Annotated in this window: 25 protein-coding genes; 13 read left to right on the top strand and 12 right to left on the bottom strand. The window is 69.2% G+C overall.

The window, feature by feature from the left end; translation table 11 throughout:
* Window positions 1-112 precede the first annotated feature (112 nt).
* From SAHL_RS08970 to SAHL_RS08945, 6 genes are all read right to left on the bottom strand, one after another.
* The gene (locus tag SAHL_RS08970) at window positions 113-703 is read right to left on the bottom strand and encodes a DUF4175 domain-containing protein (RefSeq protein WP_148045527.1); all 591 of its coding nucleotides are present in this window, start codon (window positions 701-703) and stop codon (window positions 113-115) included.
* A 78-nt stretch (window positions 704-781) separates the two neighbouring features.
* Window positions 782-1495, bottom strand: a complete 714-nt coding sequence (nfi, locus tag SAHL_RS08965; RefSeq protein WP_123591077.1) for a deoxyribonuclease V — start codon at window positions 1493-1495, stop codon at window positions 782-784.
* 7 nt (window positions 1496-1502) lie between these two features.
* Window positions 1503-1997: a manganese-binding transcriptional regulator MntR gene (gene mntR, locus SAHL_RS08960; RefSeq protein WP_123591076.1), complete on the bottom strand. Its 495-nt coding sequence runs from the start codon at window positions 1995-1997 to the stop codon at window positions 1503-1505.
* 10 nt (window positions 1998-2007) lie between these two features.
* On the bottom strand, window positions 2008-2856 hold the full coding sequence (gene aroE / locus SAHL_RS08955; RefSeq protein WP_123591075.1) for a shikimate dehydrogenase: 849 nt from the start codon (window positions 2854-2856) through the stop codon (window positions 2008-2010).
* The gene (waaF, locus tag SAHL_RS08950) at window positions 2853-3944 is read right to left on the bottom strand and encodes a lipopolysaccharide heptosyltransferase II (protein ID WP_123591074.1); all 1092 of its coding nucleotides are present in this window, start codon (window positions 3942-3944) and stop codon (window positions 2853-2855) included. Before waaF ends, aroE begins: the two co-directional genes overlap by 4 nt.
* Window positions 3945-4100: 156 nt before the next feature.
* On the bottom strand, window positions 4101-5186 hold the full coding sequence (locus tag SAHL_RS08945) for a hypothetical protein (protein WP_123591073.1): 1086 nt from the start codon (window positions 5184-5186) through the stop codon (window positions 4101-4103).
* A 148-nt stretch (window positions 5187-5334) separates the two neighbouring features.
* Between SAHL_RS08945 and SAHL_RS08940 the strand changes: the two genes are divergently transcribed.
* The 3 genes from SAHL_RS08940 to SAHL_RS08930 are packed head-to-tail and all read left to right on the top strand — an operon-like array spanning window position 5335 to window position 8911.
* Window positions 5335-6531, top strand: coding sequence for a glycosyltransferase family 4 protein (locus SAHL_RS08940; protein WP_184947562.1), 1197 nt, complete (start codon window positions 5335-5337; stop codon window positions 6529-6531).
* A complete protein-coding gene (locus tag SAHL_RS08935) occupies window positions 6528-7781 on the top strand; it encodes a glycosyltransferase (protein WP_123591071.1) in 1254 nt (417 codons plus the stop codon). Before SAHL_RS08940 ends, SAHL_RS08935 begins: the two co-directional genes overlap by 4 nt.
* A complete protein-coding gene (locus tag SAHL_RS08930) occupies window positions 7778-8911 on the top strand; it encodes a glycosyltransferase family 4 protein (protein ID WP_123591070.1) in 1134 nt (377 codons plus the stop codon). The genes SAHL_RS08935 and SAHL_RS08930 overlap by 4 nt, the downstream gene beginning before the upstream one ends.
* 175 nt (window positions 8912-9086) lie before the next feature.
* Here SAHL_RS08930 and SAHL_RS08925 read toward each other — a convergent pair whose 3' ends face one another.
* Window positions 9087-9827 (bottom strand): class I SAM-dependent methyltransferase, encoded by a 741-nt coding sequence (locus tag SAHL_RS08925; protein WP_123591069.1) that lies wholly within the window; start codon window positions 9825-9827, stop codon window positions 9087-9089.
* On the bottom strand, window positions 9814-10602 hold the full coding sequence (locus tag SAHL_RS08920; RefSeq protein ID WP_123591068.1) for a protein kinase family protein: 789 nt from the start codon (window positions 10600-10602) through the stop codon (window positions 9814-9816). The genes SAHL_RS08925 and SAHL_RS08920 overlap by 14 nt, the downstream gene beginning before the upstream one ends.
* A 101-nt stretch (window positions 10603-10703) precedes the next feature.
* Between SAHL_RS08920 and SAHL_RS08915 the strand changes: the two genes are divergently transcribed.
* From SAHL_RS08915 to SAHL_RS08905, 3 genes are read left to right on the top strand one after another with little or no spacing between them, the layout of a single operon-like run.
* Window positions 10704-11507: a hypothetical protein gene (locus SAHL_RS08915; protein ID WP_123591067.1), complete on the top strand. Its 804-nt coding sequence runs from the start codon at window positions 10704-10706 to the stop codon at window positions 11505-11507.
* A 16-nt stretch (window positions 11508-11523) separates the two neighbouring features.
* Window positions 11524-12666 (top strand): polysaccharide pyruvyl transferase family protein, encoded by a 1143-nt coding sequence (locus SAHL_RS08910; RefSeq protein ID WP_123591066.1) that lies wholly within the window; start codon window positions 11524-11526, stop codon window positions 12664-12666.
* Between the two features lie 4 nt (window positions 12667-12670).
* The gene (locus SAHL_RS08905; RefSeq protein WP_123591065.1) at window positions 12671-13870 is read left to right on the top strand and encodes a glycosyltransferase; all 1200 of its coding nucleotides are present in this window, start codon (window positions 12671-12673) and stop codon (window positions 13868-13870) included.
* Between the two features lie 4 nt (window positions 13871-13874).
* On the opposite strand, the gene hemB is transcribed toward SAHL_RS08905, so the two are convergent.
* Window positions 13875-14882: a porphobilinogen synthase gene (hemB, locus tag SAHL_RS08900; protein ID WP_123591064.1), complete on the bottom strand. Its 1008-nt coding sequence runs from the start codon at window positions 14880-14882 to the stop codon at window positions 13875-13877.
* Between the two features lie 108 nt (window positions 14883-14990).
* Between hemB and arsS the strand changes: the two genes are divergently transcribed.
* The 3 genes from arsS to SAHL_RS08885 all read left to right on the top strand — a co-directional run bounded on the left by arsS (window position 14991) and on the right by SAHL_RS08885 (window position 17431).
* Entirely contained in the window at window positions 14991-15947 is a 957-nt protein-coding gene (arsS, locus tag SAHL_RS08895; RefSeq protein ID WP_123591080.1) for an arsenosugar biosynthesis radical SAM (seleno)protein ArsS, read from the top strand.
* A 165-nt stretch (window positions 15948-16112) separates the two neighbouring features.
* Complete coding sequence (locus SAHL_RS08890; protein ID WP_123591063.1) at window positions 16113-16676, top strand: sigma-70 family RNA polymerase sigma factor; 564 nt, start codon at window positions 16113-16115, stop codon at window positions 16674-16676.
* On the top strand, window positions 16676-17431 hold the full coding sequence (locus SAHL_RS08885; RefSeq protein ID WP_184947559.1) for an anti-sigma factor: 756 nt from the start codon (window positions 16676-16678) through the stop codon (window positions 17429-17431). Before SAHL_RS08890 ends, SAHL_RS08885 begins: the two co-directional genes overlap by 1 nt.
* 196 nt (window positions 17432-17627) lie before the next feature.
* Here the strand turns inward: SAHL_RS08885 and SAHL_RS08880 are convergent, their stop codons facing one another.
* Window positions 17628-18446 carry a DUF547 domain-containing protein gene (locus SAHL_RS08880; RefSeq protein ID WP_184947557.1) on the bottom strand — a complete coding sequence of 273 codons (819 nt, stop codon included), beginning with the start codon at window positions 18444-18446 and terminating at the stop codon, window positions 17628-17630.
* A gap of 287 nt (window positions 18447-18733) precedes the next feature.
* Between SAHL_RS08880 and glpK the strand changes: the two genes are divergently transcribed.
* The 4 genes from glpK (at window position 18734) to SAHL_RS08860 (ending at window position 23434) form a co-directional block, all read left to right on the top strand.
* The gene (gene glpK / locus SAHL_RS08875; RefSeq protein ID WP_123591060.1) at window positions 18734-20233 is read left to right on the top strand and encodes a glycerol kinase GlpK; all 1500 of its coding nucleotides are present in this window, start codon (window positions 18734-18736) and stop codon (window positions 20231-20233) included.
* A 198-nt stretch (window positions 20234-20431) separates the two neighbouring features.
* Window positions 20432-21298 carry a hypothetical protein gene (locus tag SAHL_RS08870; RefSeq protein WP_123591059.1) on the top strand — a complete coding sequence of 289 codons (867 nt, stop codon included), beginning with the start codon at window positions 20432-20434 and terminating at the stop codon, window positions 21296-21298.
* Window positions 21295-22155, top strand: coding sequence for a hypothetical protein (locus tag SAHL_RS08865; RefSeq protein ID WP_123591058.1), 861 nt, complete (start codon window positions 21295-21297; stop codon window positions 22153-22155). The genes SAHL_RS08870 and SAHL_RS08865 overlap by 4 nt, the downstream gene beginning before the upstream one ends.
* 37 nt (window positions 22156-22192) lie before the next feature.
* Entirely contained in the window at window positions 22193-23434 is a 1242-nt protein-coding gene (locus SAHL_RS08860; protein ID WP_123591057.1) for a glycosyltransferase, read from the top strand.
* Window positions 23435-23441: 7 nt separating this feature from the next.
* Here the strand turns inward: SAHL_RS08860 and SAHL_RS08855 are convergent, their stop codons facing one another.
* Entirely contained in the window at window positions 23442-24350 is a 909-nt protein-coding gene (locus SAHL_RS08855) for an FkbM family methyltransferase (RefSeq protein WP_123591056.1), read from the bottom strand.
* A gap of 127 nt (window positions 24351-24477) precedes the next feature.
* A complete protein-coding gene (locus SAHL_RS08850; RefSeq protein WP_123591055.1) occupies window positions 24478-25449 on the bottom strand; it encodes a malate dehydrogenase in 972 nt (323 codons plus the stop codon).
* Window positions 25450-25466: the final 17 nt, after the last annotated feature.

The raw sequence follows: 25466 nt of genomic DNA, 5'->3' as shown, positions 1-25466 counted from the left end.
GGCTTCCACACGTGAAAGCCGGATTCTCGGCAAGCTCCGCCTGACCTGCAATGCTTAAGTGAACGGCATTAGGCGCAGGGCCGGGTTTTTCAACAGGCAGTATTGTCGGCGATCAGCCGCTGCCGGGGGACTGCCCCGGGGCGGGTGCCTGGCCGGACTGCTGCTGCGGCATCTTCGACTGCAGCTCGGAGCGCAGCGAATCCATCTCGTCGAGCAGATCCTGCGTGTTGCTGTCCTGCTGCTTCATGGCCGCGAGCGTGTCCTCCTGCAGTTCCTGACCGGCCGACTGGATCTCCGGCTTCTGCATGACCTTGTTGCGGGCCTGCGTCATCTCCTGACGTTCAGCCTGGAAATCCTGCATCACCGCCTTGCGCTCGGACTGCTCGAGGTCGCCGGACTGCATCTTCTGCGCGAGTTCCTGCACCCGCTGCTGGCCCTGTTCGACGTCGTAGCCCTCGTCCTCGACGGCCTGACGAACCTTCTTCTCGAACTCTTCCTGCTGGTCGGCGAGTTCCGGATTGGCTTCGATGGTTTCCTTGTGGATCTGCTGCAGGCGCGACGCCTTCTGGCGGTACTCCTGCATCAGCTTCTGGGCTTCCTGCTGATCGGCGCCGCCGGCCGCCGCGCCCTGCGCGTGGGCCGTCGTGGCACTGAAAGCGATGGCGGCCAGCGCCACGGCGAGAGTGGATGTTACACGTTTCATCATAGGTCTATCCGTCGAGTGAATGTCGTGTGGACATGGTCTGACAACGCTAAAGCGTATCAGTGCCGCACCAGCGGCTCAAAAATCCGGCTTACCGGAGGCGAGCCGGTCGGCGACCCGGGTCGTCTCCGGGAGACGGTACCGGGTCAACGCCTGTAGCGTCCACGCAATCGCGTGGTCGAGGTCCACACGATGCCCGGGCGAGATGAAGATCGGCTTAACGCGCTCGCGCGAGCGCAGGACGGCGCCGATCACGGTCTCGCCGTCGTAGAGCGGGGTCCAGGCGCCGCGACTCTCCGGCACCGGGCCGTGCGTTCCGGTCAGACGCTTCTTGGCGACGCCGATGGTCGGTCGACCGGTGACAAGGCCGAGGTGGGTCGCCACGCCGAGACGGCGCGGGTGGGCGATGCCATGCCCGTCGACCAGGATCAGGTCCGGCGGCGCATCGAGCGCGTCGAGCGCGGCCAGCGCGCCGGGGATCTCGCGAAACGACAGCAGGCCGGGGATGTAGGGCATCCGCGTCGGCACGCGCACGAGTCGGCGCTCGCGTACCGCCAGCGTGGTCGCGTCCAGCACCACGGCTGCGGCGCGCGTGGTGCGGCCGCCGTCCTCGAAGCCGATGTCGACGCCGCCGAGCGTCGCCACCGGGCCGGTATCGTGGCGGGTGTCGACGCGATCGGCCAGTTCCCGCTGCAGGGCCCGGCAGGCGCGCGCGTCCTGCGGCCAGTCGTGGACGAGGCAGGTGCGACCGTCGGCGCTCTGGCGACGGACGACGCCGGGGGTGTCCGACATCGGCGGCTCAGTCGTCCTGCGCGCCGTCGCGGTCGTCGGCGAAACGGCGCATGATTTCGATGGTTTCGGCGCTGACGTGGTGCTCCACGCCCTCGGCGTCCTTGCGCGCGGTGGTCTCCGGTACGCCCAGGGCTCGCAGGAAGCGCAGCACCACGATATGCCGATCGCGTGATTCGCAGGCCATGCGCTTGCCGTCTTCGGTGAGGAAGATGGAGCGATAGGGTTCGCTGGTCACCAGGCCAGCATCGGTCATGCGGCGGATCATCTTGCCGACCGTGGCCTGGGTCACGCCCATGCGCTGGGCCAGCTCGACGGCGCGAGCCTCGCCCTTGGCATCGATCAGATCCGCGATGAGCTCGACATAGTCCTCGATCAGCTCGGTCTCGTGCGCCTTGCGGACATAGCTGTACTGGCGCGCGTGGTCGGCGGGGTCGAGCAGCTCCCCGGAGGTATCCGCACGCAGGACGTGGTCGAGATCGTTTGCCGTGCGTTCTGCGTTCATCGTGCTTCGATTATACCGTGTCGTCGCGGCTCTGCGGGGCCGGGTGGAGGGCTGCGATCACCGCCCGGGTGTCCGGGCGCACGCCGCGCCAGAGATGGAAGGACTCGGCTGCCTGTTCGACGAGCATGCCGAAGCCGTCGCACCGGCGGGCCACGCCGTGGCGCGCGGCCCAGCGGAGAAACGGCGTGGGCGCATCGGCGTAGATCATGTCGTAGGCGGCGGGCGCGCCCGTGATCGCCGCTGTCGGCAGATCCGGCATGCGCCCGGCCAGCCCGGCCGATATGGCGTTGATCACCAGGTCCCAGCCGCCGCCGATGTCCGCGAGCCCGCCGGCGTCGACGGGGCCCAGGTCGGTGAAATCGGCGGCGATGGCCTCGGCCCGCTCGGCGGTGCGGTTGGCGATGTGCAGGTGGGTCGGGCCCTGTTCGAGGAGAACGGGGACCACCCCGCGCACGGCGCCTCCGGCCCCGAGCACCAGCACGCGACGCCCCCGGATCGGCGTGCCCAGACGATCGGTCAGGTCGCGCAGCAGGCCGACGCCGTCGGTGTTGTCGCCGTGGATGCGGCCGTCGTCGCAGCGGATCAGCGTGTTCACCGCCCCCGCACGTTCCGCGCGCGCCGAGAGTGTGGCGGCGTAGGCGGCAGCGGCCTGCTTGAAGGGCAGCGTCACGTTCAGGCCGCGGCCGCCGTCGGCGAAAAAGCGCTCGACCGTGGCGGTGAAGGCGTTCTCGGCGGCGGGCAGGCGCGTGTAGGTCATGCGCTGACCGGTCTGTTCGGCGAAGACGGCGTGGATCGCCGGCGACCGGCTGTGGTCGACGGGGTTGCCGATCACGGCGTAGCGGTCGGGTCCGTCGGTCATGGGGCAGGCTCCTCGGTGGCGGCAGACGGCGGCGCGGCCCGGCCGGCCGCGTAGTGCAGCGACGGCAGGGCCCGCGCCTCGGGGTTCAGGCAGGCGTGCAGTACATCGGCGACCGGAATGTCGCGCATGCAGGCATTGTGGCCCAGCGGGCAGACCCGCTCGCGACAGGGCGCGCAGGCCAGACCCAGCCAGAAGCGCGCCTCGGCCGGAGCCAGCGGCGGCGCATAGTCGGGATGCGTGGCGCCGTAGATGGCGAGCACCCGTGGGGCGGTGGCCGCGGCCAGATGCATCACCCCGGTGTCGTTGCCGACGAAGGCATGAGTGAGCGACGCCAGGTCGGCGATGTCGACCAGCGAGGTGCGTTCGCACAGGTTGGCCCCGTGGCGCGGCGCCGCCGCGGCGATGCCGGCGGCGAGATCGCGGTCGGCGGCGCTGCCGAAGATCCATACCGCGATGCCGCGCGCGTCGAGCGCCTCGGCCAGGCGTGCGAAGTGGGTCGCCGGCCACTGTTTGGCGCCGCCGTAGGCGGCGCCGGGCGCGAAGCCGATGGCGGGCCGGTCGCGGTCCAGCGCCAGCGAGGCCGTCAGTGCCGAACGGCGCTGCTCGTCGATCGACAGCCGCGGCAGCTCGACCTCGCCGAGCGCGTCGCCCTCGTGTTCGAGGCCCAGCAGCGCGTAGTGCTCGACCTTGCGGGGGTAGCGCGCCGTGTCGAGTGTGCGCACATCGTTGATCAGGCCGTAGCGGAGTTCGCCGCGATAGCCGGTGCGCTGTGGAATGCCGGCCAGCCAGGGCACGAGCGCGGCCTTGGCGCTGCGCTGCATGACGATTGCCTGGTCGTAACGGGCGCGCAGGGCGTGCGCGGCGCGCCGGCGGGCGCCCCAGGCGAACTCGCGGTGGGCGATGTTGAGCGGCACCGCCGCGTCGACTTCGGGCATGCGGGCGACCAGCGACGCGGTGACGTCAGGGGCCAGCACATCGATGCGCGCCTGCGGCAGGCGTCGGCGCAGCGTCTTGAACAGACCCTGCGCCATGACCATGTCGCCGATCCAGCTCGGGCCGACGATGAGTATGCGCGGACTGTGTTGCATCTGTCCTGCCGTTCCATGGCGATCGACCCCGAGGGCCGCCAATCGTAACCGAATCCGGCGCTGTGATCGGGGGCGACATTGTCGCGATCTCTTTGCTGCATGACCGCGGCGAGCTACGGCGGGCGCTCGGAGTCGGTGGCACGACCGGCTCGTCTCTCAGGCGGGTTCCGAGTGCACGGGCGCGGCGGCGTCCGCGCGCTGGCGAACGGCGCCTTCCCGGGGCCGGAACAGCAGAAACGCATGCAGCGACAGCAAGGGAAAGATCCAGGTCCAGGAGCTGATCGTCTTGCTGTGCTCGTGGGTGTAGACCGCCGGTGTGAACACGCCGATCCAGTAGACGGCCACCGCGAATACGCCGGCGTAGGCATAGGCGGTCGCGCCGCGGCGGGCGTAGGCGAGGAACGCCGCGGCCACGGCCAGGCCCCAGCCGGCCGCCGCGCAGAACAGGCCGAACTTGCGCTCGGCCTCGTACAGCTCGTTGTCGCGCAGATGCAGGAAGGTGGCGCCCACGGAGAGCACCACGATCGCCGCCAGCGCCAGCACCACCGACAGCGTCGGCCGCTGCGCGGGACGACGAACATCGCAGACCGAGATCGCCGCCAGCACGAACAGACTCCAGCCCAGCAACTCCAGCGGTTCCTCCGCGTTGCCCACGACGCGGGCGACCGGTGCCAGAACGGATTCGTCCAGTTCGTGTTCGAACACGTTCTGGAACTGTATCGCGGTGGTGTGGTCTCCCAGCGAGCCGAGAAAGGCGACGAAACAGCCGGCCAGCAGGAGCACGATCGGTGCGTAGGCGCGTCGCAGCAACAGTTCGATGCCCAGCCACACCAGCAGGATGATCAGGAACTGGGGCCGCAGATCGTCGCGTATCGCGTTGTTCTCACCCACAAAGGCGATGAGGAAGAGCATGCTGAACACGATCGCCACGCGGCTCAGGCGCCGCTCGCCGTCGATGTACGTCAGCAGCGCCACGGTCACGCCGAGCAGACACAGGACCAGCGACATGACTTCGCTGAGCAGGAACTCGCCGCCGTCGACCGGCAGATAGATGGTCGCGCCTCCCGCCACGCAGGCCGACAGCCCCGCGCCGGCGACGCAGCCGGCGTGAATGGCCAGGGCGGTGACCGTGAGCACGACCACGCCCGCGGCCAGCCCGATCCGGTTGACCGGTCGGCTTCGGGGCGCAGCGCGTGCCGCCTCGGTGTGCGGATACCGGTCGAACGCGGATGTTTGTACCATGTGCGCCTTGCTCGCAGGGTAGGGCTTGGATGAAAAAGCTTGAATATGACGCGAAATCGTGCCGTCTGGGCGCAAATTTAACAGAAAAGTGGTAGATTCCGCGACGAAAGTCGAGGCGCGTTCCGTACCGTTGTCTCTGACTCATTATGTGAGCCTCAGCGGCTTCGGCGGCGTGGAGCAGCAGTTCGCCACCTTCGTGCGGCGCGCCGCGGCGCGTCCCGACCTCCATCAGGCGGTCGTTGTCTGTAGCCTGAGCATCCATCCGCTGCACCGGGATACGCTCGCGCGGGTGAACGATTGGCACTATGAAAAGAGGTGCTGCGGTCTCAAGCTGCCGCAGCACCCGCGCGCGGCGCGCCGCGCGCGCTATCGCTGGCTGGGCCGGCGGTTGCGGCCGGACGTGGCGCTGCTCTGGAACCGGCTCGGCGAGCAGTGGCGGGTGCTCGACGCCCTGGGTGATCGGCGCTGTCTCTACTGGGAGCACGGTTCCGCCTGGCTGGCCGGCGACGAGACGGCGAAGCAGACCGTGCTCGATCGCCTGCCGGCGGTTATCTGCAACTCGCAGGCCGCCCGGCGCATGCTCGAGCTGCGCTGGCAGTATCGCGGGATCGTGCGCGTATGCCCGAACGGCATGCGTTCGACGCGCTTCGCCGAAGGCCCGCGCCGCCGGCCCGCGGATGCGCCCCTGCGTCTGGGCGTGGCCAGCCGGCTGGTGCCGATCAAGGCCACCTGCCTGGCGGTCCACGCCCTGGCCGCACTGGTCGACCGGGGAATCGACGTCCGGCTCGAGATCGCCGGCGACGGGCCGCTGCGCGACGATGTGATCGCGCTCGCCCGCGAACTGGGTGTGGCGCATCGCCTGGACATGCCCGGCGTCGTGGCCGACATGTCGGATTTCTACGCGCGGATCGACGTGCTGGTGCATCCGGCGCTGCGCGAACCCTTCGGCGTGGTGGCGGCCGAGGCGGCGGCCGCGGGTTGCCCGGTGGTCTGCACCGCGGTGGACGGTCTGCCCGAGGTGGTCGTTCACGGACGCACCGGCTTCTGCGTGCCGCCGACCGGCGATCTCGCCCGCTACCGGGCGCTGGGCGGCGACACGCGCGGTCTGCCGCCCGTGGTCTACGATCCGGTCACGGACCGCATCGTCACCCCGCGTATCTGCGAGCCCGCGGCGCTGGCCGATGCGGTGATGCGGGTGATCGCCGATCCCGAACGTTATGCCCGGATGAGCGCGGCCGCCATCGCCCACGTCCGCACGGCGTTCGATTTCGACGGGCATGTGGACGACGTGCTCGCCGCGGCGCGGGAATACGCCGCGACCGGCACCCTGGCGCCGGCGGCATGAGCGCGGCGTCGCTGCTGCACTATGTGAGTCTCGACGGCGCCGGCGGCGTCGAGCTGCAGTTCGTCGAATTCCTTCGCACCGCGCTGGCGCGGGCCGAAGCCCGGCACGCCGTGGTGGCCTGCGGTCGCGGCGTGCATCCGCTGGTGGCCGATCGGCTGGCGGCCTCGGGTGTGCCGGTGGGTTATGAGAAGTACGCCGGCCCGGTCAAGCTGCCCGCTTGGCCCCGGGCGGTGCGCACCGCCCACCAGCGCGGATTGATGCGTCGGCATCGGCCGGATGTGGCGGTCATCTGGAACCGCATGCGCGACAGTCTGCGCACGCTCGAAGCGGCCGGTGCGGCGCGCTGCCTGTACTGGGAGCGCGGCGCGAGCTGGTTCCCTGGCGAGACGACCGCGAAGCAGCGGTTTCTGGCTGAGGTTCCGGCGGTGCTGTGCAACAGCCACGCGGCGCGGCGGATGCTCGAGCTGCGCTGGGATTACCGCGGCGCGATCCGGGTCGTGCCCAACGCCCTGAGGCCCTCGCTGCGGCCGGCCGCGGCCCGGCCGCGACAGCTCGTGTCCGATCGGCCGTTGCGGCTGGGCGTGGTCGCCCGGCTGGAGCCGATCAAGGGCGTGGCGCTGGCGGTTCACGCGCTGGCCCTGCTTCGCGATCAGGGCCGTGCGGTGACGCTGTCGATCGCCGGGGACGGGCCCGAGCGCCGGCGCCTGGAAACGCTCGTGGCGCGGCTCGACCTGACCGATTTCGTGCGCTTCGAGGGTCTGGTGGCGGACATGGGGGCGTTCTATCGCGACATCGATCTGCTCGTGCATCCGGCGCTGCGCGAGCCATTCGGCCAGATCGCGGTGGAAGCCAACGCCTACGGCTGCCCGGCCGTGGTCGCGGCGGTCGACGGCCTGGTGGAGGTCATCACCCATGACGTGACCGGTCTGTGCGTGGCGCCGAGCCTGCCGCTGGCCGATTATCCGTCGCTCGGCGGCCACGACGACGATCTGCCGCCCGTGGTCTACGATCCGGCGCGGGATCGGATCGCACCGCCGGCGCTCGTCGATCCCGAGCGGCTGGCGGCGGCCGTCGCGACGCTGGCCGACGACCCGGAGGCCTATGCGCGCATGAGTGCCGCCGCCATCGAGGCGGTGGCCACGCGCTTCGTGTTCGACGACCACGTCGACGCGGCGATGGCCGCGGTCGAGGCATTCCGCGTTCATGGCACGCTTGCGGCTACCGGGGCATCGGCGGATCAGGGCATATGAACGAGGCGAAGAGCAGACGGATCGCGATCGTGTTTCGCGGCATCGGCGACATCGGTGGCACCAACAACACCATCGCCGACCATGCCCGGCATTTCCGGCGGCTGGGCCATGCCGTCGATCTCATCGGCGAGAAGGTCGATCGCGGCGGGGTGACGCCGGATATGGGCCGGGCCGTGAAGATCGGCCGGTTGCCGCTGTTCAGGCGTCACAAATGGCGCTGGTTCGCCGCCCGCGCCCAGCGCGTCGTCGACTCCGCCGGCTACGATTTCGTAGCCGGGCACGGGCATCACTATCGACAGCACGTGCTGTCGATGCACAACTGCCTGCACCTCGCGCACGAACTCACCCACGGCACGGCCCTGGACCCACGCGGAACGCTGGCCGAGATCCACGACCGCATCTTCGCCGAGGACGGCTTTGCGGCGTGCATCTGCAACTCGAAGCTCATGCAGGACGACCTGGCCCGGCGCTACGGCGTGGCGCGCGAGCGCTTGCCGATCATCCACCCGGGGTATCGGCCGGAACAGTTCGACCGGGCCGATCGCGCACGCCATCGCGATACGGTCCGTGCCGAGCTCGACTGCGGTGACGCCGTGCTCGTCGGGCTGGTGACGTCGGGCGACTACCGCAAGCGCGGGCTGGATCTGCTGCTCGAGGCCTACGCCGGCCTGCCGGCCGCGGTGCGGGAGCGCAGCCTGCTGCTGGTGCTCGGCAAGCAGGCCGGGGCGGGGCCGTTCCTGGCCCAGGCCCGTGCGCTGGGCGTCGCCGATCGCCTGCGCCTGGTCGAGCACACGCGCGCGCCCGAGCGCTATTTCCACGCCCTGGATATCTGTGTCCACCCGGCGCGCGTCGAGGAATTCGGTCAGAGCGTGCAGGAGGCCATGGCCTGCGGCGTGCCGGTGGCCACCAGCCGCCGGGTCGGTGCGACCGAGCTGCTGCCCGCGGATCTGCGCGAAGCGCTGCCGGAGACGCCGGACGTCGAGGCCCTGCGCGCGCTGCTGGCGCAGTGGATCGTCGATCCCGCCCGACGGGCCGACGTGGCGCAGGCGGGACTCGCGGCCGTGGCCGGCAACACCGAACGCGCCAACTTCGAGGCGACACGCCGCGTCTACACGGCCTACGGCCTCTAGCGGATTCCACGCGTGGGGCGCGCCGCGCCCGATGGCCCGAGCCGCATGGAACCGCCCGATGCCGCTGTCCGACTACGGCACCGTCCGTCTCTCCGTTTCCGTTGGTCCTCGGGAGTCGAACAGCGCCGGCGTCCGAGCCGGCGACGCCCGAGCCGCGCTCGACGACGCGCGCGTGTTACGAACGTGCAGCGAACCAGCGCCGCAGACCGCTCCTCAAGCGAGACTTGCTTTCCTGACGCACGCTGCGCTCGCCGTCGGCGGTCTTCTGCGCCCAGGCCCAGGTGTTGTCCTGAACGCGGAAATTGCCGTAACCGGGGTGGGTCGCGACCAGCAGATCGAAGATCGCGGCCACGTTCGGCTGCTCGATCTGGTCGGCGGAGAGTTCGCGGATGCTCACGCCGTCGGTGGCCGATTTGCCGCGCTCCAGGGCGTCCGCATAGCGCCAGGCGTAGTCGTCGAACAGGATCCAGCCGCCCTCGCGCAGCAGCTTGTCGGCGAGGAAGAAGGCCATGCCGTCGATCGTCCAGTTCTTGCTGCCGTCGATGAACACGAAGTCGTAGCAGGGTTCGCACCGTCCGTCGCGGATCTGCTGCTCGACGGCCTTCTTGAGGAACCAGTTGTATGAGTTGACCTCGCGGTGGATCGATACGAAGGAGGCCAGACCCAGCCCCTCCAGCGTCTGCTCGATGGTGGGGTCGAACGTACGGCTGCGCTCGATGTCGACGCAGGTCAGGTGGCCGCGCCCGAGTTCATCCAGCGCGGCCGCCATGTAGCCGCTGCCGGCGCCGTGGGCGAAGCCCAGCTCGATGCAGTCGCGCGGCTGCTCGGTGAGTATGAAGTCGTAGAGAATCCGCGCGGAATGGCGCGATATGTGGGGAATGCCCTTGAGCCGGGTCGCTGCGTTACTGAATTTCATCGATCAGGGATGGTCCATTCGGTGCGTGCGCGAGCGCCTCACCGAATTGCTGTTTGAAGATTCGCCACTCGCGTTCGCCGATGTCGTTTCGCGCGGTGCGGCGCAGCAGCGCCAGCGCTCGGCGAAGCCCTTGTCGGCGGCGGGCGGCGCTGCCCGGGCGCCGGATATCGCAGTCGATCCAGACGAGGCGACCGTCGTCGCGCACGCACAAGTTATCAAAATGGCAGTCCTTGTGAACGAAACCGTGGCCGAACAGCGTGCCCAGCTCCGAGGCGAGGCGGGCGAGAAACGCGGCGCGCCGGTCGGCGTCGCTCTCGCTGCGCAGCAGCCGCAGGCCGGATACAAACGGCGGCAGGGGCCGCATGAACAGCGCCGATTCGTAGTGCGCGCCCGGGGCGAGCGAGACCGCCCAGCCGCGCATGTCCGGGGTATCCAGACCGAGCGCGTTGAGGAAGGCGGCCCCGCGATATTCGCGCCGCGCCTGACACATCACGTATTTGCGCAGATCGTCGCGGGGACGACTGCGCGGCTCGGCGAGCTTGACCACCAGCGCGGCCGCCTCGAGCCGGTAGATGCGCGAGTGGGCGCCTTCGTAGAGCAGCCGCCAGTCGGTGACGGCCCCGGGCAGGTCGACATCCGGCGCCAGCCGGAATCGCCATGGCCCGCCGCTCAGGATCGCAGGCACGCGCCGGTGGACCCGCTCGAGCACGGGCGGCGCGCTGCGGTCGCCGGCGGTGGTGCCGGGCTGTTCGGACGCGGGTTTGCGATCACGCATGCCGTGGCGGATGATACGCGACCCCGACGGCAACGGCTGACGCGGCGCGGTCGGATCGTCGCGTGGCCACGGCCCGCGTGATTCCCGCGAGACTTGGCACCATGGCGGCCACGATGATGGACACGGTCTATATCTTCGGCACCGGACGATCGCTGCTCGCGCTGGATGCCGAGGAGCGGGCGTATCTGGATGCGCATCCGCGCACGCTGGGCATGAACCGCTACTACCTGCACTACGAACGGCTGGGCATCCTGCCGCGGATGCTGTTCCTGTCGGACTTCAACTACTACGCGGACCTGATTCTGCGCCGGTGCATCGAACGCCTGCAGCGTCTGGGGCATGCGCTGCCGTACTACGTCAGCGAGACTTATCCGCAGTTCTATCGCACTCCGGCCTGGCGGCATCCGGTGCGCAAGCGCCGCCTGCGCCGCCAGCTGATGCAGCAGCACGGCTATCGTCCGGAGCCGCTGCCGGCCTACGACCACTTGGTGCCTTTTCCGGTGAGCAACGAAGCGCCGCGCTTTCACTGGGCGCGCGATCTGTCGCAGCCGCTGTATCATCGGCGCGGCTCGCTCACGGTCGCGATCAATCTGGTCAACATTCTCCACCCCGGCTGCGACGTGAAGCTGCTGGGGATCGATCTGTCCGACGCCGGCTATTTCTACGACGAGATGATCACTGACAGCAATCGCGACCTGTGGGTCGACGACAAGTACGACCGCTCGGTGCGCGAAGGCCGGCACGCCAACGCCCGCCCCAAGCGGCACGACGACTTCACCCTGTGCGACGCCATGCGCGCGGTGCGCGGCGAGTTCGATCGCCAGGGCCGTCGGCTGCTGTGCTGCAACCCCCGGAGTCTGCTGGTCACCGACGGCATACTGGACGACGCGCCGGTGATCGGGTGATGCGGAGGTCGACGCCGTGACCACGGCGCTGCTGGTCAACGACACCGCCGGTGTCTGCCACTGGGGCTGTACCGGCACCACACGCGGGCTCAAGCGTGCGATCGGCGCGCTCGGCTACACCGTCGAGAGCGTCATCGCCGAGGATATCCCGCGCCTGGGCGGGGCCCTGAATACGGCCGCGGACTTCGACACCGACGCGCCGCTGGCGCGGCTGCGCACGCGGGCGCCGTGTCTGCCGGAGCGCCTGGCGGCCGCCGATGTGGTCGTGGTCAACGCCGAGGGCTGTCTCCACGGCGATCGTAGCGTCGCCAAGACACTGCTCTATCTCGCCTGGTACGCGGCCGAGCGGCTCGGGCGACCGGTGGATCTGGTCAATCACTCCTGTTATCCGCAGGATACGACCGAGGTCGCCGACGACGCGTTGCTGGCGATCTATCGCCGCGCGTACGAGGCCGTGCGTTTCGTTGCGGTGCGCGAGCCGCTGTCGCACGCACTGGTCGCACGCTGGTTGCGGCGCGACGCCCGAGAGAGCTTCGACTGCCTGCCGCTCTACATCGAGGCGCAGCCGCCGGCGCCGACGAGCGCGCCGCGCGGCCTCGTGTTCGCCACGAGCGTGATCTGGCAGCGCGCCTGGGCCTCGGTCCAGGTCGATGTGATGGCGCGGCTGGCCGAACAGGGCCACGCGCTGACCGTGCTGGTGGGCTCGGCGGGCGCACGCAATCACGAGGATGCGGCCTTCCTGCGCGATCTGCAGCGGGCCTGGCGCCGGCGGGCGCTGCGCTCCGGTCGATTCTGGCGCCGGCCGCCCTGGCGCGTGGTCGACGCGGCGAGTCTCGACGAGTGGCTGGGGCTGATCGCCGACAGCCGACTGCTGGTCTCCGGGCGGTTCCACCACAGCATCGCCGCGGCCTGCGTGGGCACGCCGTGGATCGCGCTCGACAGCAACACGCCCAAGATCGACGGCCTGCGGGCCGCCGCCGGCGTCGCCGACGGCCCGCGCTACGGCGAGCCGGGCTGGGGCGAACGGCTGACCCGCGAGATCGAGGCGCGGCTTGCCGCCGAGCGGCCGGACCCGGCGGAGGTGCGCGCCCGACGCGCGCGCTGGTGCGAGCTGGCCTATCGCAACGTCGACGCACTGCGTCACGCGGCCGGGGGCTGACGGCATGCGGCTGCTGCACCACATGAACCTCACCCTGTTCGGCGGGCTGCAGACGCATTTTCTGCGTTTCCTCGAATATTCGGCCCGGCGGCACGGCTACGACAACAGCGTCTGGCTGGAGCAGCCGGCGGTCCATCACGCCGCGCGTGCGCCGCTGCGCCGGCACGCGCGCTGGGCCGGGCATCCGCGCTATCACGGCCGCGTCAAGCTGCCCGGCTGGCCGGCCGCGCTGCGTCGACGGCGCGAGCAGCGGATGTTCGCGCGGGCGGCCGCGGACACCGGCATCATCTGGGACGGTTTCAACCGGTTGCGCATCGTGCGGGCCTTCGCGGCACACGGGCTGCGCCCGGTCTACTGGGAGCACGGCGCCTCGTGGTATTCCCACCACGATCCGGACAAGACCGGCGCGTTCTTCGACGAGATCGACACCGTATTGTGCAACTCCCACGCCGCGCGGCGCATGCTGCAGCTGCGCTGGGGCTGCGAGCGGCCGATTGCGCTGTGTCTCAACGGGGTCGCCGCCAGCGAGCGCAGCCGGGCGCCGCGGGTGCGGGACCTGCCGGCCGGCCGCCCCTTCCGGATCGGCACGGCCGGCCACCTGCGGACCTACAAGGGCGCCCACATCGCCATCAAGGCGGTGCACGAACTCGTTCGCCGTGGCCACGACGTCGAGCTCTGGATCGCCGGCACCGGCCCGAAGGAGGCCGAGATGCGGGCGTTCTGCCGGCGTCTGGGTGTCGCCGAGCACGTGCGCTTCTGCGGCTTCGTCGCCGACATGCAGGGCTTCTACGACGCCCTCGACTGCTATCTCCACCCGGCCATGCGCGAGGCTTTCGGCCTGGTCTGTGCCGAGGCCGCGCTGGCCGGCTGCCCGGTGATCGCCACCCGGGTCGACGGGCTGCCCGAAGTCGTCCAGCACGAACGCACCGGGCTGTGCATCGAGCCGACCTGCGACAGCGCGGCGCTCGCGGATCTGGAGACCGCGCTCGAGCCGCGCGTGGACTGCGTCTACGATCCGATCGCCGATCGCATCGGCGCACCGCGGTTCATCGACCCCGCCGACCTGGCCGAGGCCGTCGCCGCGCTGGCCGGCGACGGCGACCGGCTGGCGCGTTTCAGCGCCAACGCCATCGCCGATGCGGCGGGGCGGCTGTCCTACACGCGCCACATGGACGATGTCCACGCGGCGCTGGGGTCGATCTAGGGGATCAGTCGGCCTGCGCCAACCAGCGCGCGGCGTCCTTGGCGAAGTAGGTCAGCACGCCGTCACAGCCGGCGCGTTTGAAGCTGCCCAGGCATTCGAGCACGGCGGCACGCTCGTCGAGCCAGCCGTTGTCGATGGCGGCCTTGAGCATCGCGTACTCGCCTGAGACGTGGTAGGCGAAGGTCGGCACGCCGAAGGTCTCCTTCACCCGGTGGATGATGTCCAGATAGGGCATGCCGGGCTTGACCATCACCATGTCCGCGCCCTCCTTGAGATCGAGGGCGACCTCGCGCAGGGCCTCGTCGGTGTTGGCCGGGTCGACCTGGTAGGTGCGCTTGTCGGCGCGGCCGAGATTGGCCGCCGAGCCCACCGCCTCGCGGAAGGGGTTGTACAGGCTGGAGGCGAACTTCGCCGCATAGGACATGATCACGGTGTTGACGTGGCCGTCGGCCTCGAGCGCGGCCCGCATCGCCTGGATGCGGCCGTCCATCATGTCCGAGGGTGAGACGATGTCCGCCCCGGCCGCGGCGTGGGCACGGGTCTGGCGCACGAGAATATCGATGGTGGCGTCGTTGAGGACATAGCCGTCGTCGTCGACGACGCCGTCCTGGCCGTGGCTGGTGTAGGGGTCCAGGGCCACGTCGGTCATCACGCCGAGCTCGGGGAATTCGCGCTTGATGGCACGGATCGCCTGCGGCACCAGGCCGTCCGGGTTGGCGGCCTCGGCCGCGTCCGGCGTTTTCTTGGACGGGTCGATCACCGGGAACAGCACCACCGCCGGGATGCCGAGCGCGGCGACATCGGTGATCTCGCGCAGCAGCCCGTCCAGCGTGTGCCGGCGTACGCCGGGCATCGCGGCGACGTCCACCGCCTCGCCCTCGGTCACGAACACCGGATAGATGAGATCGTCCACGGTCAGCTGCGTCTCGCGTGTGAGTCGGCGGCTGAAATCACGCGCGCGGGCGCGGCGCATGCGCGTCGCCGGATAGTGGCCGGGATAGTTGTCGGGCATGGTCGGCACGGTCGGGAAGTTCGGTGATTCGGAAGGTAGGTCCCACCGAAGGCGATTCAACTGCTGATAGACTTCGTGACCATCCGAACACGTCTGGCCGAGGCCGCCATGCCGGGTGCCGTTCAAGCACAAGCGTCCACCGATTTTCCGCCGATCCGGCGGGGCGCCCTGCACACGCTGCAGATGAATCTGGGCTATCTGTGCAACATCGCCTGCACGCACTGTCACGTCGAGGCGGGGCCCAAGCGCACCGAACTGATGGACCGGGCCACGATGGACGTAGCCCTGGATTTCATGCGCGCGCAGGGCATCCGCTGTCTGGATGTGACCGGCGGCTCGCCCGAGATGAATCCGTATTTCCGCGACTTCATGCGCGAGGCGCGCGCGCTCGGCGTCCATCTGATGGATCGCTGCAATCCCACGATCATCGAGGAGCCGGGCTACGAGTGGGTGCCCGGCTTCCTGGCCGACCACCGGGTGGAGGTGATCGCCTCGCTGCCGTGCTACACGGCCGACAACGTCGATGCCCAGCGCGGCAAGGGCGTCTTCGAGGCCAGTATCGCCGCGCTGATCAAGCTCAACGCGCTCGGTTACGGCCATCCGGACAGCGGTCTTACGCTCAACCTGGTCTACAACCCGGCGGGTGCCAGCCTGCCGCCGCCGCAGGCACCGCTGGAGGCGGATTACAAGCGTTTCCTGTTCGACGAATTCGGCATCGTCTTCGACAACCTGTTCACGATCGCGAACATGCCGATCAAGCGTTTCGCGCGCACGCTCTGGAGAGAGGGCCGCATGGACCAGTACATGACGCTGCTGCGCGGCGCCCACAGCCCGGACAATCTCGACGGCGTGATGTGCCGCGGACTGATCAGCGTCGACTGGCAGGGCTATGTCTACGACTGCGACTTCAATCAGATGCTCGATCTGGCGCTTGGCGGCGGCTCGCGGGTGCATCTGTCCGCGCTGCGCGATACCGATTTCGAGCAGCGATCGATCGCCGTCGACGATCATTGTTTCGGCTGCACCGCAGGTCAGGGCAGCAGCTGCGGGGGCGCGCTGAGCTGATGAACCGATCGCAGACAATTGAGTCGACCGACGTTTGTCGCCAGACTGACGGCCATAACCCGGACACGAATGCACGCATGAATCAGGCAAGCGTCCCCAGACGCCGTGCGCGACCCGGTCGCCCGTGCGGCGCCGATCTCCATCCGACGGGGGTGCGGTAACGCGATGGCCGAGCGTGAACAGTTGGCCGAGTGGCTGGCCGCCACGGCCGAGGGCGACCAGAAGGCATTCCAGCAGTTGTATGCGGCGACCTCGTCGCAACTCTACGCGTTGCTGCTGCGTATCCTGCGCAATCCCGAACGCGCGCAGGATGCGCTGCAGGACGCTTATGTACGTGTGTGGCAGAAGGCCGATACCTACGCGCCCGAGCGGGGCGCCCCGCTGACGTGGCTGCTGTCGATCGCGCGCTATCGGGCGCTGGACGTGCTGCGCCGCAAGCGGCCCGAGGTCGCTATGCCTGAGGAGCCGGACATGGTGGCGACGCTGCTCGAGGACGAGCAGGCGCTCTCGCCGCTGGAAGAGAACGAGAACCAGCAGTCGCTGGACGCGGTGCGTCATTGCCTGGGCACGCTGGCGCCGCAGCAGCGTGACAGCGTGCTGCTGGCCTATTACGAGGGGCTGACGCATCAGGAATTGTCGGAACGACTGGGGGCGCCGCTGGGCACCGTGAAGAGCTGGATACGGCGCGGGCTGATCCGGCTGCGCGAATGCCTGGCGGAGCGGGCGTGATGGCCGAATCGGAAACACAACACGCCATGACCCTCCGGGCCGCCGAATACGTGCTGGGCACGCTCGACGCCGAGGACGCGCGCGCCTTCGAGCGCGAGCTGGCGAACGACGCCGGGGCGCGGGCGGAACTGGCCTACTGGGAGCATCGTCTGGGGGCGCTCGGCCTGGCGCTGGCGCCGGTGCAGCCGCCGGCCTCGGTCTGGCAGCGCATCGCCGCGGCGATGGACGCCGACGCGCCACCCCATGCCAACGTCGCCAGCGGCGATTTCGGCCGGCGCGGCCGGCGTTCCGGCACGGGGTTCTGGCGCGGACTGGCCGTGGCCGCCTCGGTCGCCGCGATCGTCATGGCTGCGCTGCTGTTCGGCTCGTCGAGGCAGCCCGAGGAGTCGCCCGCGCCCTCCGGTGAGCCGGCCTATGCGAGCGTGATCTACGACGAGCCCACCGGCATGAGCTGGCTGGTCACCGCGGAGGCCGGCAGCCACGAGATGTCGGTGGTGGCGATGGGCGACTACCCGGTGCCCGAGGGCAAGACGCTGCGGATCTGGTTCAAGCCGGAGCAGGGCGAACCGGTGCTGCTGGGCAAGCTGCCGCACGCCGGCGGCAAGTACAAGATGACGCTGTCGGACACGGTCGCCCAGGCGATGGACCAGCCCGCGCGGCTGATGGTGTCGATGGAGGACGCCACCCGGGAGGACACCAACACGCCGGCCGGTGAACTGATGTGGACGTCGCCGATCGCGCGCCACACCGGCTGAGAACGCGCGGCCGAGTCTGAGGCGCGTCGATCGGGGGACCGCTCGCTCGAAGGTCCTGTCGCGATCGCGGGCCCGACTGACCGCCGCCCGGGGCTCTCGCCAGCGACTGCGGTGCCGGCGGCGGTTTAATCGTCGCCGGGGGCGCGGCAGGTGTGGCGGGCTCGGCCGAGTAGCGGCACGACGCCCGAGCGGCCGCTCAGTCGTCCATGGCCGCTTCGTCGTTGAGCGACCAGTCGTAGGCGTAGCCGTCGATCGCGTCGCGCGCGTCCAGGCGCGTGGACAGTGCCGGCGCCGCGTGCCGCCGCAGTTCGCTGATGATCGCCTGGTCGCTGTGGCCGAAGTCGCGGCGATACCACTCATAGATGCGTGACACGGTCAGTTCGTCGTCGTCGAAGCGCACGCCCGCCGGGCTGTTGACGTAGTCGCGGGCGTTGTCGCGCAGCTGCGCGCCGATCGTGTCGCCGGTATAGGCCTCGGGGCGCAGGTCCGGGCAGCCCATCGATGCGCAGTTGACGCCGTAGTGGGTCATGCCGTCGCCCCAGATGGGCCGCAGGATGCGGTGCTCGATATCGTTCAGGCTCAGCTTCTCGCCGTCGATGCGCAGCACCTCTTTATTCCACGGCCCCTTGGAGAACAGGCCGCCGCCGATGTCGCGTATGGAGTCGACCGGATAGTCGTCGAGGACGAATTCGAGCGTGGCCGCGTTGTAGAGGTTGGTCCAGTAGGCCCGCTGCACGTCCCGGTTGTAGCGGTCGATGTCGATCTCCTGCATGCGCTCGACGTAGTCGGCGAGGGCGCGGCGATCGGCCGGCGTCACGTCGCCGTAGCGGACCCCGTTGGGGGCGTGCTCGTGGGCCACGATATAGGTATCGAGGAAGGCGTCGAAGGCGCCGTGATCGATGGTCTGCGTGGCGTTCTCGTCGTGCGCCTGCCAGCGTTTCCACAGATCCGCCTCGGGCGCGGCCAGGGCGGCGACGGGGGCGAGACAGAGGGCGATCACGGCGATGGCGCGCATGGCGGGTTCCTTGCTTGATCGGGTGCGCGGGCGCGGGCTGCGGATACACGCTCGCGCCGCGCGGGGCGCGACGATCACGGTAGCCGGGGTCTCGGTGTTCGGCAACTGGTGGTCTGTGCAGCCGCTGCGTGCGGACGCACGCAGCTCAATCGGCCGCTGTATGTGCTCGCCCGGCAGCCGACGTTTCGGTCGGGTCGCGGATCGCATCGATCGGCGAGACGGCGTGTGGCCGTCGGTTGACCCGTCGGCCATGCAGCGCGGATGCTGCGGTACAAACGACACCACGTATGCCGCCCGTGAACCGCCGCAATCATCTTCTGGCCATCGACCAGGGCACGACCAGCAGCCGCGCGATCGTCTTCGATGCCCGCGGCGCCATCGTGGCGAGTGCGCAGCGCGAATTCGATCAGTTCTATCCGGAGGAAGCCTGGGTGGAACACGACGCGAACCGGATTTGGACCGACGTGCTTGCGGTCTGTCGCGAGGCCATCGAACGGGCCGGCCTGTCGGCGGCGGATATGGCGGCCTGCGGCATCACCAATCAGCGCGAGACCACGGTGATCTGGGATCGCGCCACCGGCGAGCCCATCCACCGGGCGATCGTCTGGCAGGACCGGCGCACGGCCGAGCGCTGCCGGGCGCTCGCCGATGACTCGACCGAAGCCTGGCTGCAGGAACGGACCGGGCTGCTGATGGATCCGTACTTCTCGGCGACCAAGATCGCCTGGCTGCTGGACCATGTCGACGGCGCCCGGGCGCGTGCCGAAGCCGGCGAACTCGCCTTCGGCACCATCGACGCGTGGCTGCTCTGGCATCTGACCGACGGCGCGGTGCATGCCACCGATGCCACCAACGCCTCCCGCACGCTGCTGTTCAACATCCACGACCAGCGCTGGGACGACGAGCTGCTCGCCTTTTTCGACGTGCCCGCCGCGCTGCTGCCCGAGGTGCGCGACACCGCCAGCGATTTCGGCACGATCAGCAAGGATCTCCTGGGCGCCGAGATTCCGATCGCGGCGATGGTGGGCGATCAACAGGCCGCGCTCGTCGGCCAGGCCTGCTTCGCGCCGGGCATGGCCAAATCCACCTATGGCACCGGCTGTTTCCTGATGCTCAACGTGGGCGAGACGGCCGTGCTCTCGCGCCACCGGCTGCTCACCACCGTGGCCTATCGCATCGGCGGCCGCACGACCTACGCGCTCGAAGGCTCCATCTTCGTCGCGGGCGCGGCCATACAGTGGCTGCGCGACGCGCTGCATCTGTTCGAAAAGGCCGAGCAGACCCAGGCCCTGGCCGCCTCGATCGAGCACACCGACGGCGTCTATCTGGTGCCGGCCTTCACCGGCCTCGGGGCGCCGTACTGGGACCCGGCGGCGCGCGGGGCCATCCTCGGGCTGACCCGCGACACCGGCATCAAGCAGATCGTGCGCGCTGCGCTCGAATCGACCTGTTATCAGACCCGCGACCTCGTCGGCGCCATCGGCGACGACGCGCCCGGCCCGCGGGAGCTGCGCGTCGACGGCGGCATGGCGGCCAACGATCTGGTGTGCGGTTTTCTCGCCGACATCCTGCAGACGCCGGTGGAGCGTCCCGAGATCATCGAGACCACCGCGCTCGGTGCGGCCTATCTCGCCGGCCTGCAGGTGGGGCTGTACGAGTCGCTGGAGGCCGTCGGCGCGCTATGGCGCGCCGAGCGCCGCTTCGAGGTCACGCGCGAGGCCGCCGAGGTCGATGCGCTCTACGACGGCTGGTGTCGCGCCGTCGCGCGCGTGCGCTGCGCGGACTGACGACGGCGGATCGAGGCCCGGTCTGCCACGGCCGGCAGGGCATGGATCCGGTTCGCCGGGCACGGCCCGGTGGGTTGCCTGCCGGGGCCGGGATCGAGCGCCGTGATCCGCGCGCATCGGCGTGAATCCGCACCCGGGTTGCAGCCCCGGCGGCACAGGCTTGCTAGAATGGGCTAACGATTATTTAACGCTGTCTTCATGGCCCAACGACCCACGCCGCTCAAGCCCAACCGGACCATCAGCCAGCGGCTTCGGCACCGTCGTCGCGACTGGCTCTGGCGGGGCCGCGTCAGGCGCGAGGCGCGTCTGCCGGAAGGGACGACACGCGAGGATCCAGCGTTTCCGGGGCTGGCGATATACGCGATCGCGATCCTGCCCAAGTACCACGACTGGTGCCTGAGCATGATCGATTCGCTGCGCAAGCGCGGCAACTACCACGGGCCGGTGTATGTCGTCACCGAGGATCCGACGCCGTTCGAGGGCCTCGATAACGTGCATGTCGTGGTCGTGCCCTATACTCGTTATCGGCTGGTCATCAAGACCTGCAAGCAGCTGATGCTGGACTGGGCGAGCGAGCCCCGGCTGCTCTATATCGACGCCGACATCATCATCGGCCGGCCGCTGGCCGAGTGGTATCGGCGGGCCCGGCCCAAGCTCGACGCGCGGCCGCTCGTGCTCTATACGGGCAACATGCCGGTGGCCGGCGCCTACCACGCCGGGCTGATGCTCATGGATCGCGAGCGCGTGCGGCCGTTCTTCGACCGCTGGCTCCGTCTCATCCGCACCGGCCGCTATCAGCTCGACCAGTGGTCGATGCACTCGATCATCACCGACGATGACGTCGCCCGCTTCGACGACGAGGAGCTGGTTTATCTGCATCAGATCCTGGGCCCCGATCATCCCGACTTCGACCCCGAGCGCGACGGCGCCGGGGAGCCGCCGGGCACGTTCGTCCACGTGACCAACGGCCTGATGCGGCGCTACGCCTCGGATGAGATCAAGGCCTATCTGTCGCATGTGGTCGGGCTCGAACGCATTCCGACCAGTTTCGGTCGCGACGCATGAGTTCGCCGCGGACCCCTGGAGCCGCCGAGGACGTCCCCGCGGCCAACCGCTATCTCGAGCCGCGTTCGCTGCCGCGGCGGCTGCGACACCAGCGCCGTGATCTCATCTGGCGGGCCCGGCTGCGTTTCGGGTCGGTCTACGGCAGGCGCGACGCCGCAACCCGACCGGATCCGGCCTGCCCGGAACTGGCGGTGGGCGCGGTCGCGATGGGCGACAAATACGCCGACTGGTGTCTGACCATGATCACCTCGCTGCGCGATCGCGGGGCGTATCAAGGGCCGATCTACGTCATCACCGACCTGCCCGAGCTTTTCGAGCCGCTGGATAACGTCGTGGTCGTCCACGCGCCGCCGGCCGGAAACCGGCTGATCGCCAAGGGCTGCAAGCAAGTGCTGATGCACTACGTCAGCGAGCCGGTGTTCCTGTATCTGGATTCCGATCTCGTGGTCGCCTCGCCGCTGGCGGCGTGGTACGAAACCATGAAGCCGGCCCTCGCGACGTGGCCGCTGCTGTGCTATTCGAACGACAAGCCGGTCGACAACGCCTATCACGGCGGCGTTGTCCTGGTGGACATGAAACGGGGGATGCCGATCGTCGAACGATGGGAGAAGGTCGTGCGCAGCGGCCGCTGGCAGTCCGATCAGACCTGTCTGTACAGCGTGGCCGGCCCGGACGGGCCCGGCCATTTTCCGGATACGGGCTTCATACTGCTGCGCTATCTGTTCGACGGGGCCGGCGCCGAGGCGTGCATCGTTCACGTCACCAACAAGGTGATCCGCGAATATCCGCGTGAAGAGGTCCAGCGCTACCTGTCGCAGGAACTCGGCGTCACGCGGCTGCCGCAGTCGTTCGACTGAGGCAGCCGCGCGGCGCGCCCAACGGATTCGTCACGGCATGTCGAACAGTCGCGAGCGGCCGATCCGGATACTCCATTACGTGAGTCTGGCGGCGGTGGGGGGCGTCGAGCACCAGTTCGCCCAGTTCATCCACCACACGCGCCAGCGCTTTGACGTGTCGCACGCGGTCGTGGCCTGCAGCAAGCGCATTCATCCGCATCTGGCACGCGAGATCGAAGCCGATGCGGAGGGCATCGATTTCGAGAAGCGTCTCGGCCGCTGGAAGATTCCGAGCCGGCCCGCGTTTCTGCGTGCCGCCCATCAGCGCCGGATTGCGGCGCGCCACCGGCCGGATGTGGCGCTGCTCTGGAACCGCATGGGTGAGAACTGGCGCGCCGTGCGGGCCGTGGGCGGGTCCCGGTGCATCTACTGGGACCGCGGCTCGTCCTGGCTGCCGGGGGAGGAGGGAGCCAAGCGCCGGCTTCTGGATTCGGTCGGCGGCGCCCTGGCCAACTCCAATGCCTCCCGGCGCATGCTGGAACTGCGCTGGGGCTATACCGGCGAGATCCGGCTCTGTCGCAACGCGCTCAGGCCAAACATGGTGCCCGCCGAGTCGATGCCGCGGCACTTCCCGGACGCCGACGTCCTGCATATCGGCGTGGCCGCCCGGCTGGAGTCGATCAAGGGCGTGGTTCTCGCGGTCCACGCCCTGCACGCACTGAACGCGCGCGGCGTCGCCGCCCATCTGCATATCGCGGGTACCGGAGCCGAGGAGGCCACGGTCGCCGACCTGATCGAGACGCTCGGGCTGGGCGATCGGGTGACCCTGCACGGGCTGGTCCGGAACATGTCGGCCTTCTACGCCACGGTCGATTGTCTGCTGCATCTGGCGCTGCGCGAGCCCTTCGGCGCCGTGGCGGTCGAGGCGATGGTGCACGGCTGCCCCGTGGTCGCGAGCAATGTCGACGGCCTGCCGGAGATCGTCGTCCACGGCGAATGCGGCCGGGTGGTCCAGCCCGAGCTGGATCTGTCGGAATACCGGGCCCTCGGCGGCCGGATCCAGGATCTGCCCGAATACGTCTACGATCCCGGCACCGACAGCATCCGCGAGCCGCGCGCGGTCGCGCCCGAGGCCGCGGCCGACGCCGTGCAGGCGCTGTTCCGCGATGCCGCCACCTACGAACGCATGAGCGCATCCGGCATCCGGCGGGCCCGGGATGTGTTCTCCTACGAAGGCCACGCGGCCTGTGTGATGGACGCGGTGACCCGTTTTCACCGCACCGGTCGGCTCGGCGGCTGAGCGGGCCTCAGCCGTGTGTCGCGATCGCGTCCGCGCGTTCGCGGGGCACGCAGAACACGAGGTTGTACTTGGAGCGGTGGGGCTCGGCCAGCGGTGTCAGCAGGGTCAGGCGGTGCTTGGGCGCCGCGGTCTTGATGCGGCCGCTCTGGCCGCGCGCCGCCGGCACCAGCAGCGTGTAGTCGGGCAGTAGCGCCCGCAGCGCGTCGAAGCCGCCCTTCGTGCGCATGGTGTCGGTCAGCCACTCCATGAAGATCACCGGCCGGTCGCGTTCGAGCGTTCGCTCCAGCCCGCGGAGCACATCCAGCTCGTGGCCTTCCACGTCGATCTTGATCGCGGCAACGAAGGGGGCGAAGCGGGGCAGGAAATCGTCGCCCCGTGCGATCTCGACCTCGATGCGTTCGCCGCCCGGCCGCTTTTTCTCCAGCCCCGACGCGCCGGAGTTGCCGGCATTGTTGGGATAGAACGCAGCCGTACCGGTATGCGCGGACAGGCCCATGCGGATCGGCTCGATCCCCAACGACGGGTTGTCGTGTGCGTTCTGCTGCAGCAGTCGAAAGGACACGGGGTTGGGTTCGAAGGCGTAGGTCTGCCGGTAATGCGGGGCCAGCGCCAGCGCGTAGTTGCCGAGATTGGCGCCGATATCGAGAAAACAGCCCCCGGCATCGGTGAAATGACGGCGGACCAGCGCCACGAACGGCTGCTCGGTAAAGCCGTTCTTGAGCATCTCGCGGCCGACGCGATCGCCCGCATCGACGGTGATCCGGCGCCCGGCGTGGGTATAGGTCGTCTGACCGCAGGCGGCCAGTGAGCGATCGAGAAATGCCAGTCGGTCGAGCCGCCGAAGCAGCGAGCGCCGGACCGCCGGCGACAGCGCGCGCAGGCTGCGCGCGACGGTGAGCCCGGTTCTACCGCTCACGAGAGGGCACGCCGGGATTCGAGAGCGCAACCCAAAAATGAGCCCGTCGCGCGGCGATCATCGTGCATGGTCGGACTCGAGGCGGGGATGAGACGCCGGACCGGCGGTCCGGCGTCGACGCGGCGGATCAGAGCAGATCGGCGACGGCTTCGCGCTCGCCGCGCAGTTCGTCTTCCGTGGCTTTCATGCGCTCACGGCTGAATTCGTCGATCTTCAGATCCTGGACGATCTCGTAGTCGCCGTTCCGGCAGATGACGGGATAGGAGAACATGATGCCTTCGGCGACGCCGTAGCTGCCGTCGGAGGGAATGCCCATCGAGACGATGCCGTCCGAGCCCATCACCCAGTCACGCACATGGTCGATGGCGGCCGAGGCCGCCGAGGCCGCACTCGAGGCGCCACGGGCTTCGATGATCGCCGCGCCGCGCTTCTGCACGGTCGGGATGAAATCGTTCTCGTACCAGTCGCGGTCGACCAGATCCAGGGCGGGCTTGCCCTTGACGGTGGCCTTGCTGATGTCCGGATACTGGGTCGCGCTGTGATTGCCCCAGACCATCATCCGGTCGATGTCGGTGACGTGGGCATCGGTCTTCTGGGCCAGCTGCGACAGGGCGCGGTTGTGGTCCAGCCGCATCATGGCGGTGAACTGTCTGTTGTCCAGATCCGGCGCGTTGGCCGCGGCGATCAGCGCGTTGGTGTTGGCCGGATTGCCGACCACCAGGACCTTGACGTCCTTCGAGGCGTTGTCGTTGAGTGCTGCGCCCTGGACAGAGAAGATGTCGCCGTTGGCCTTGAGCAGGTCCGAGCGCTCCATGCCCTTGCCGCGCGGCTTGGAGCCGACCAGCAGGGCGATGTCCACGTCCTTGAAGGCTTCTTCGGGCTTGTCGCTGCCGGAGACGCCGTGCACGAGTGGGAAGGCGCAGTCGTTGATTTCCATGATCACGCCCTTGAGCGCGTCCATGGCCGGCGGGATTTCGAGCAGCTGCAGGATCACCGGCTGGTCGGGGCCCAGCATGTCGCCGGCGGCGATGCGGAAGATCAGCGAATAGCTGATGTTGCCGGCGCCGCCGGTGATGGCTACGCGTACAGGTTCTTTCATGGCTGCTCCTTTGCGAA

It is taken from the genome of Salinisphaera orenii subsp. halophila YIM 95161, from assembly GCF_003732545.1.
In the GTDB taxonomy this organism is placed as follows: domain Bacteria; phylum Pseudomonadota; class Gammaproteobacteria; order Nevskiales; family Salinisphaeraceae; genus Salinisphaera; species Salinisphaera orenii_A.
Note: the sequence above shows the minus strand (reverse complement) of the source record. Positions and strands in the feature narration are given on the sequence as shown.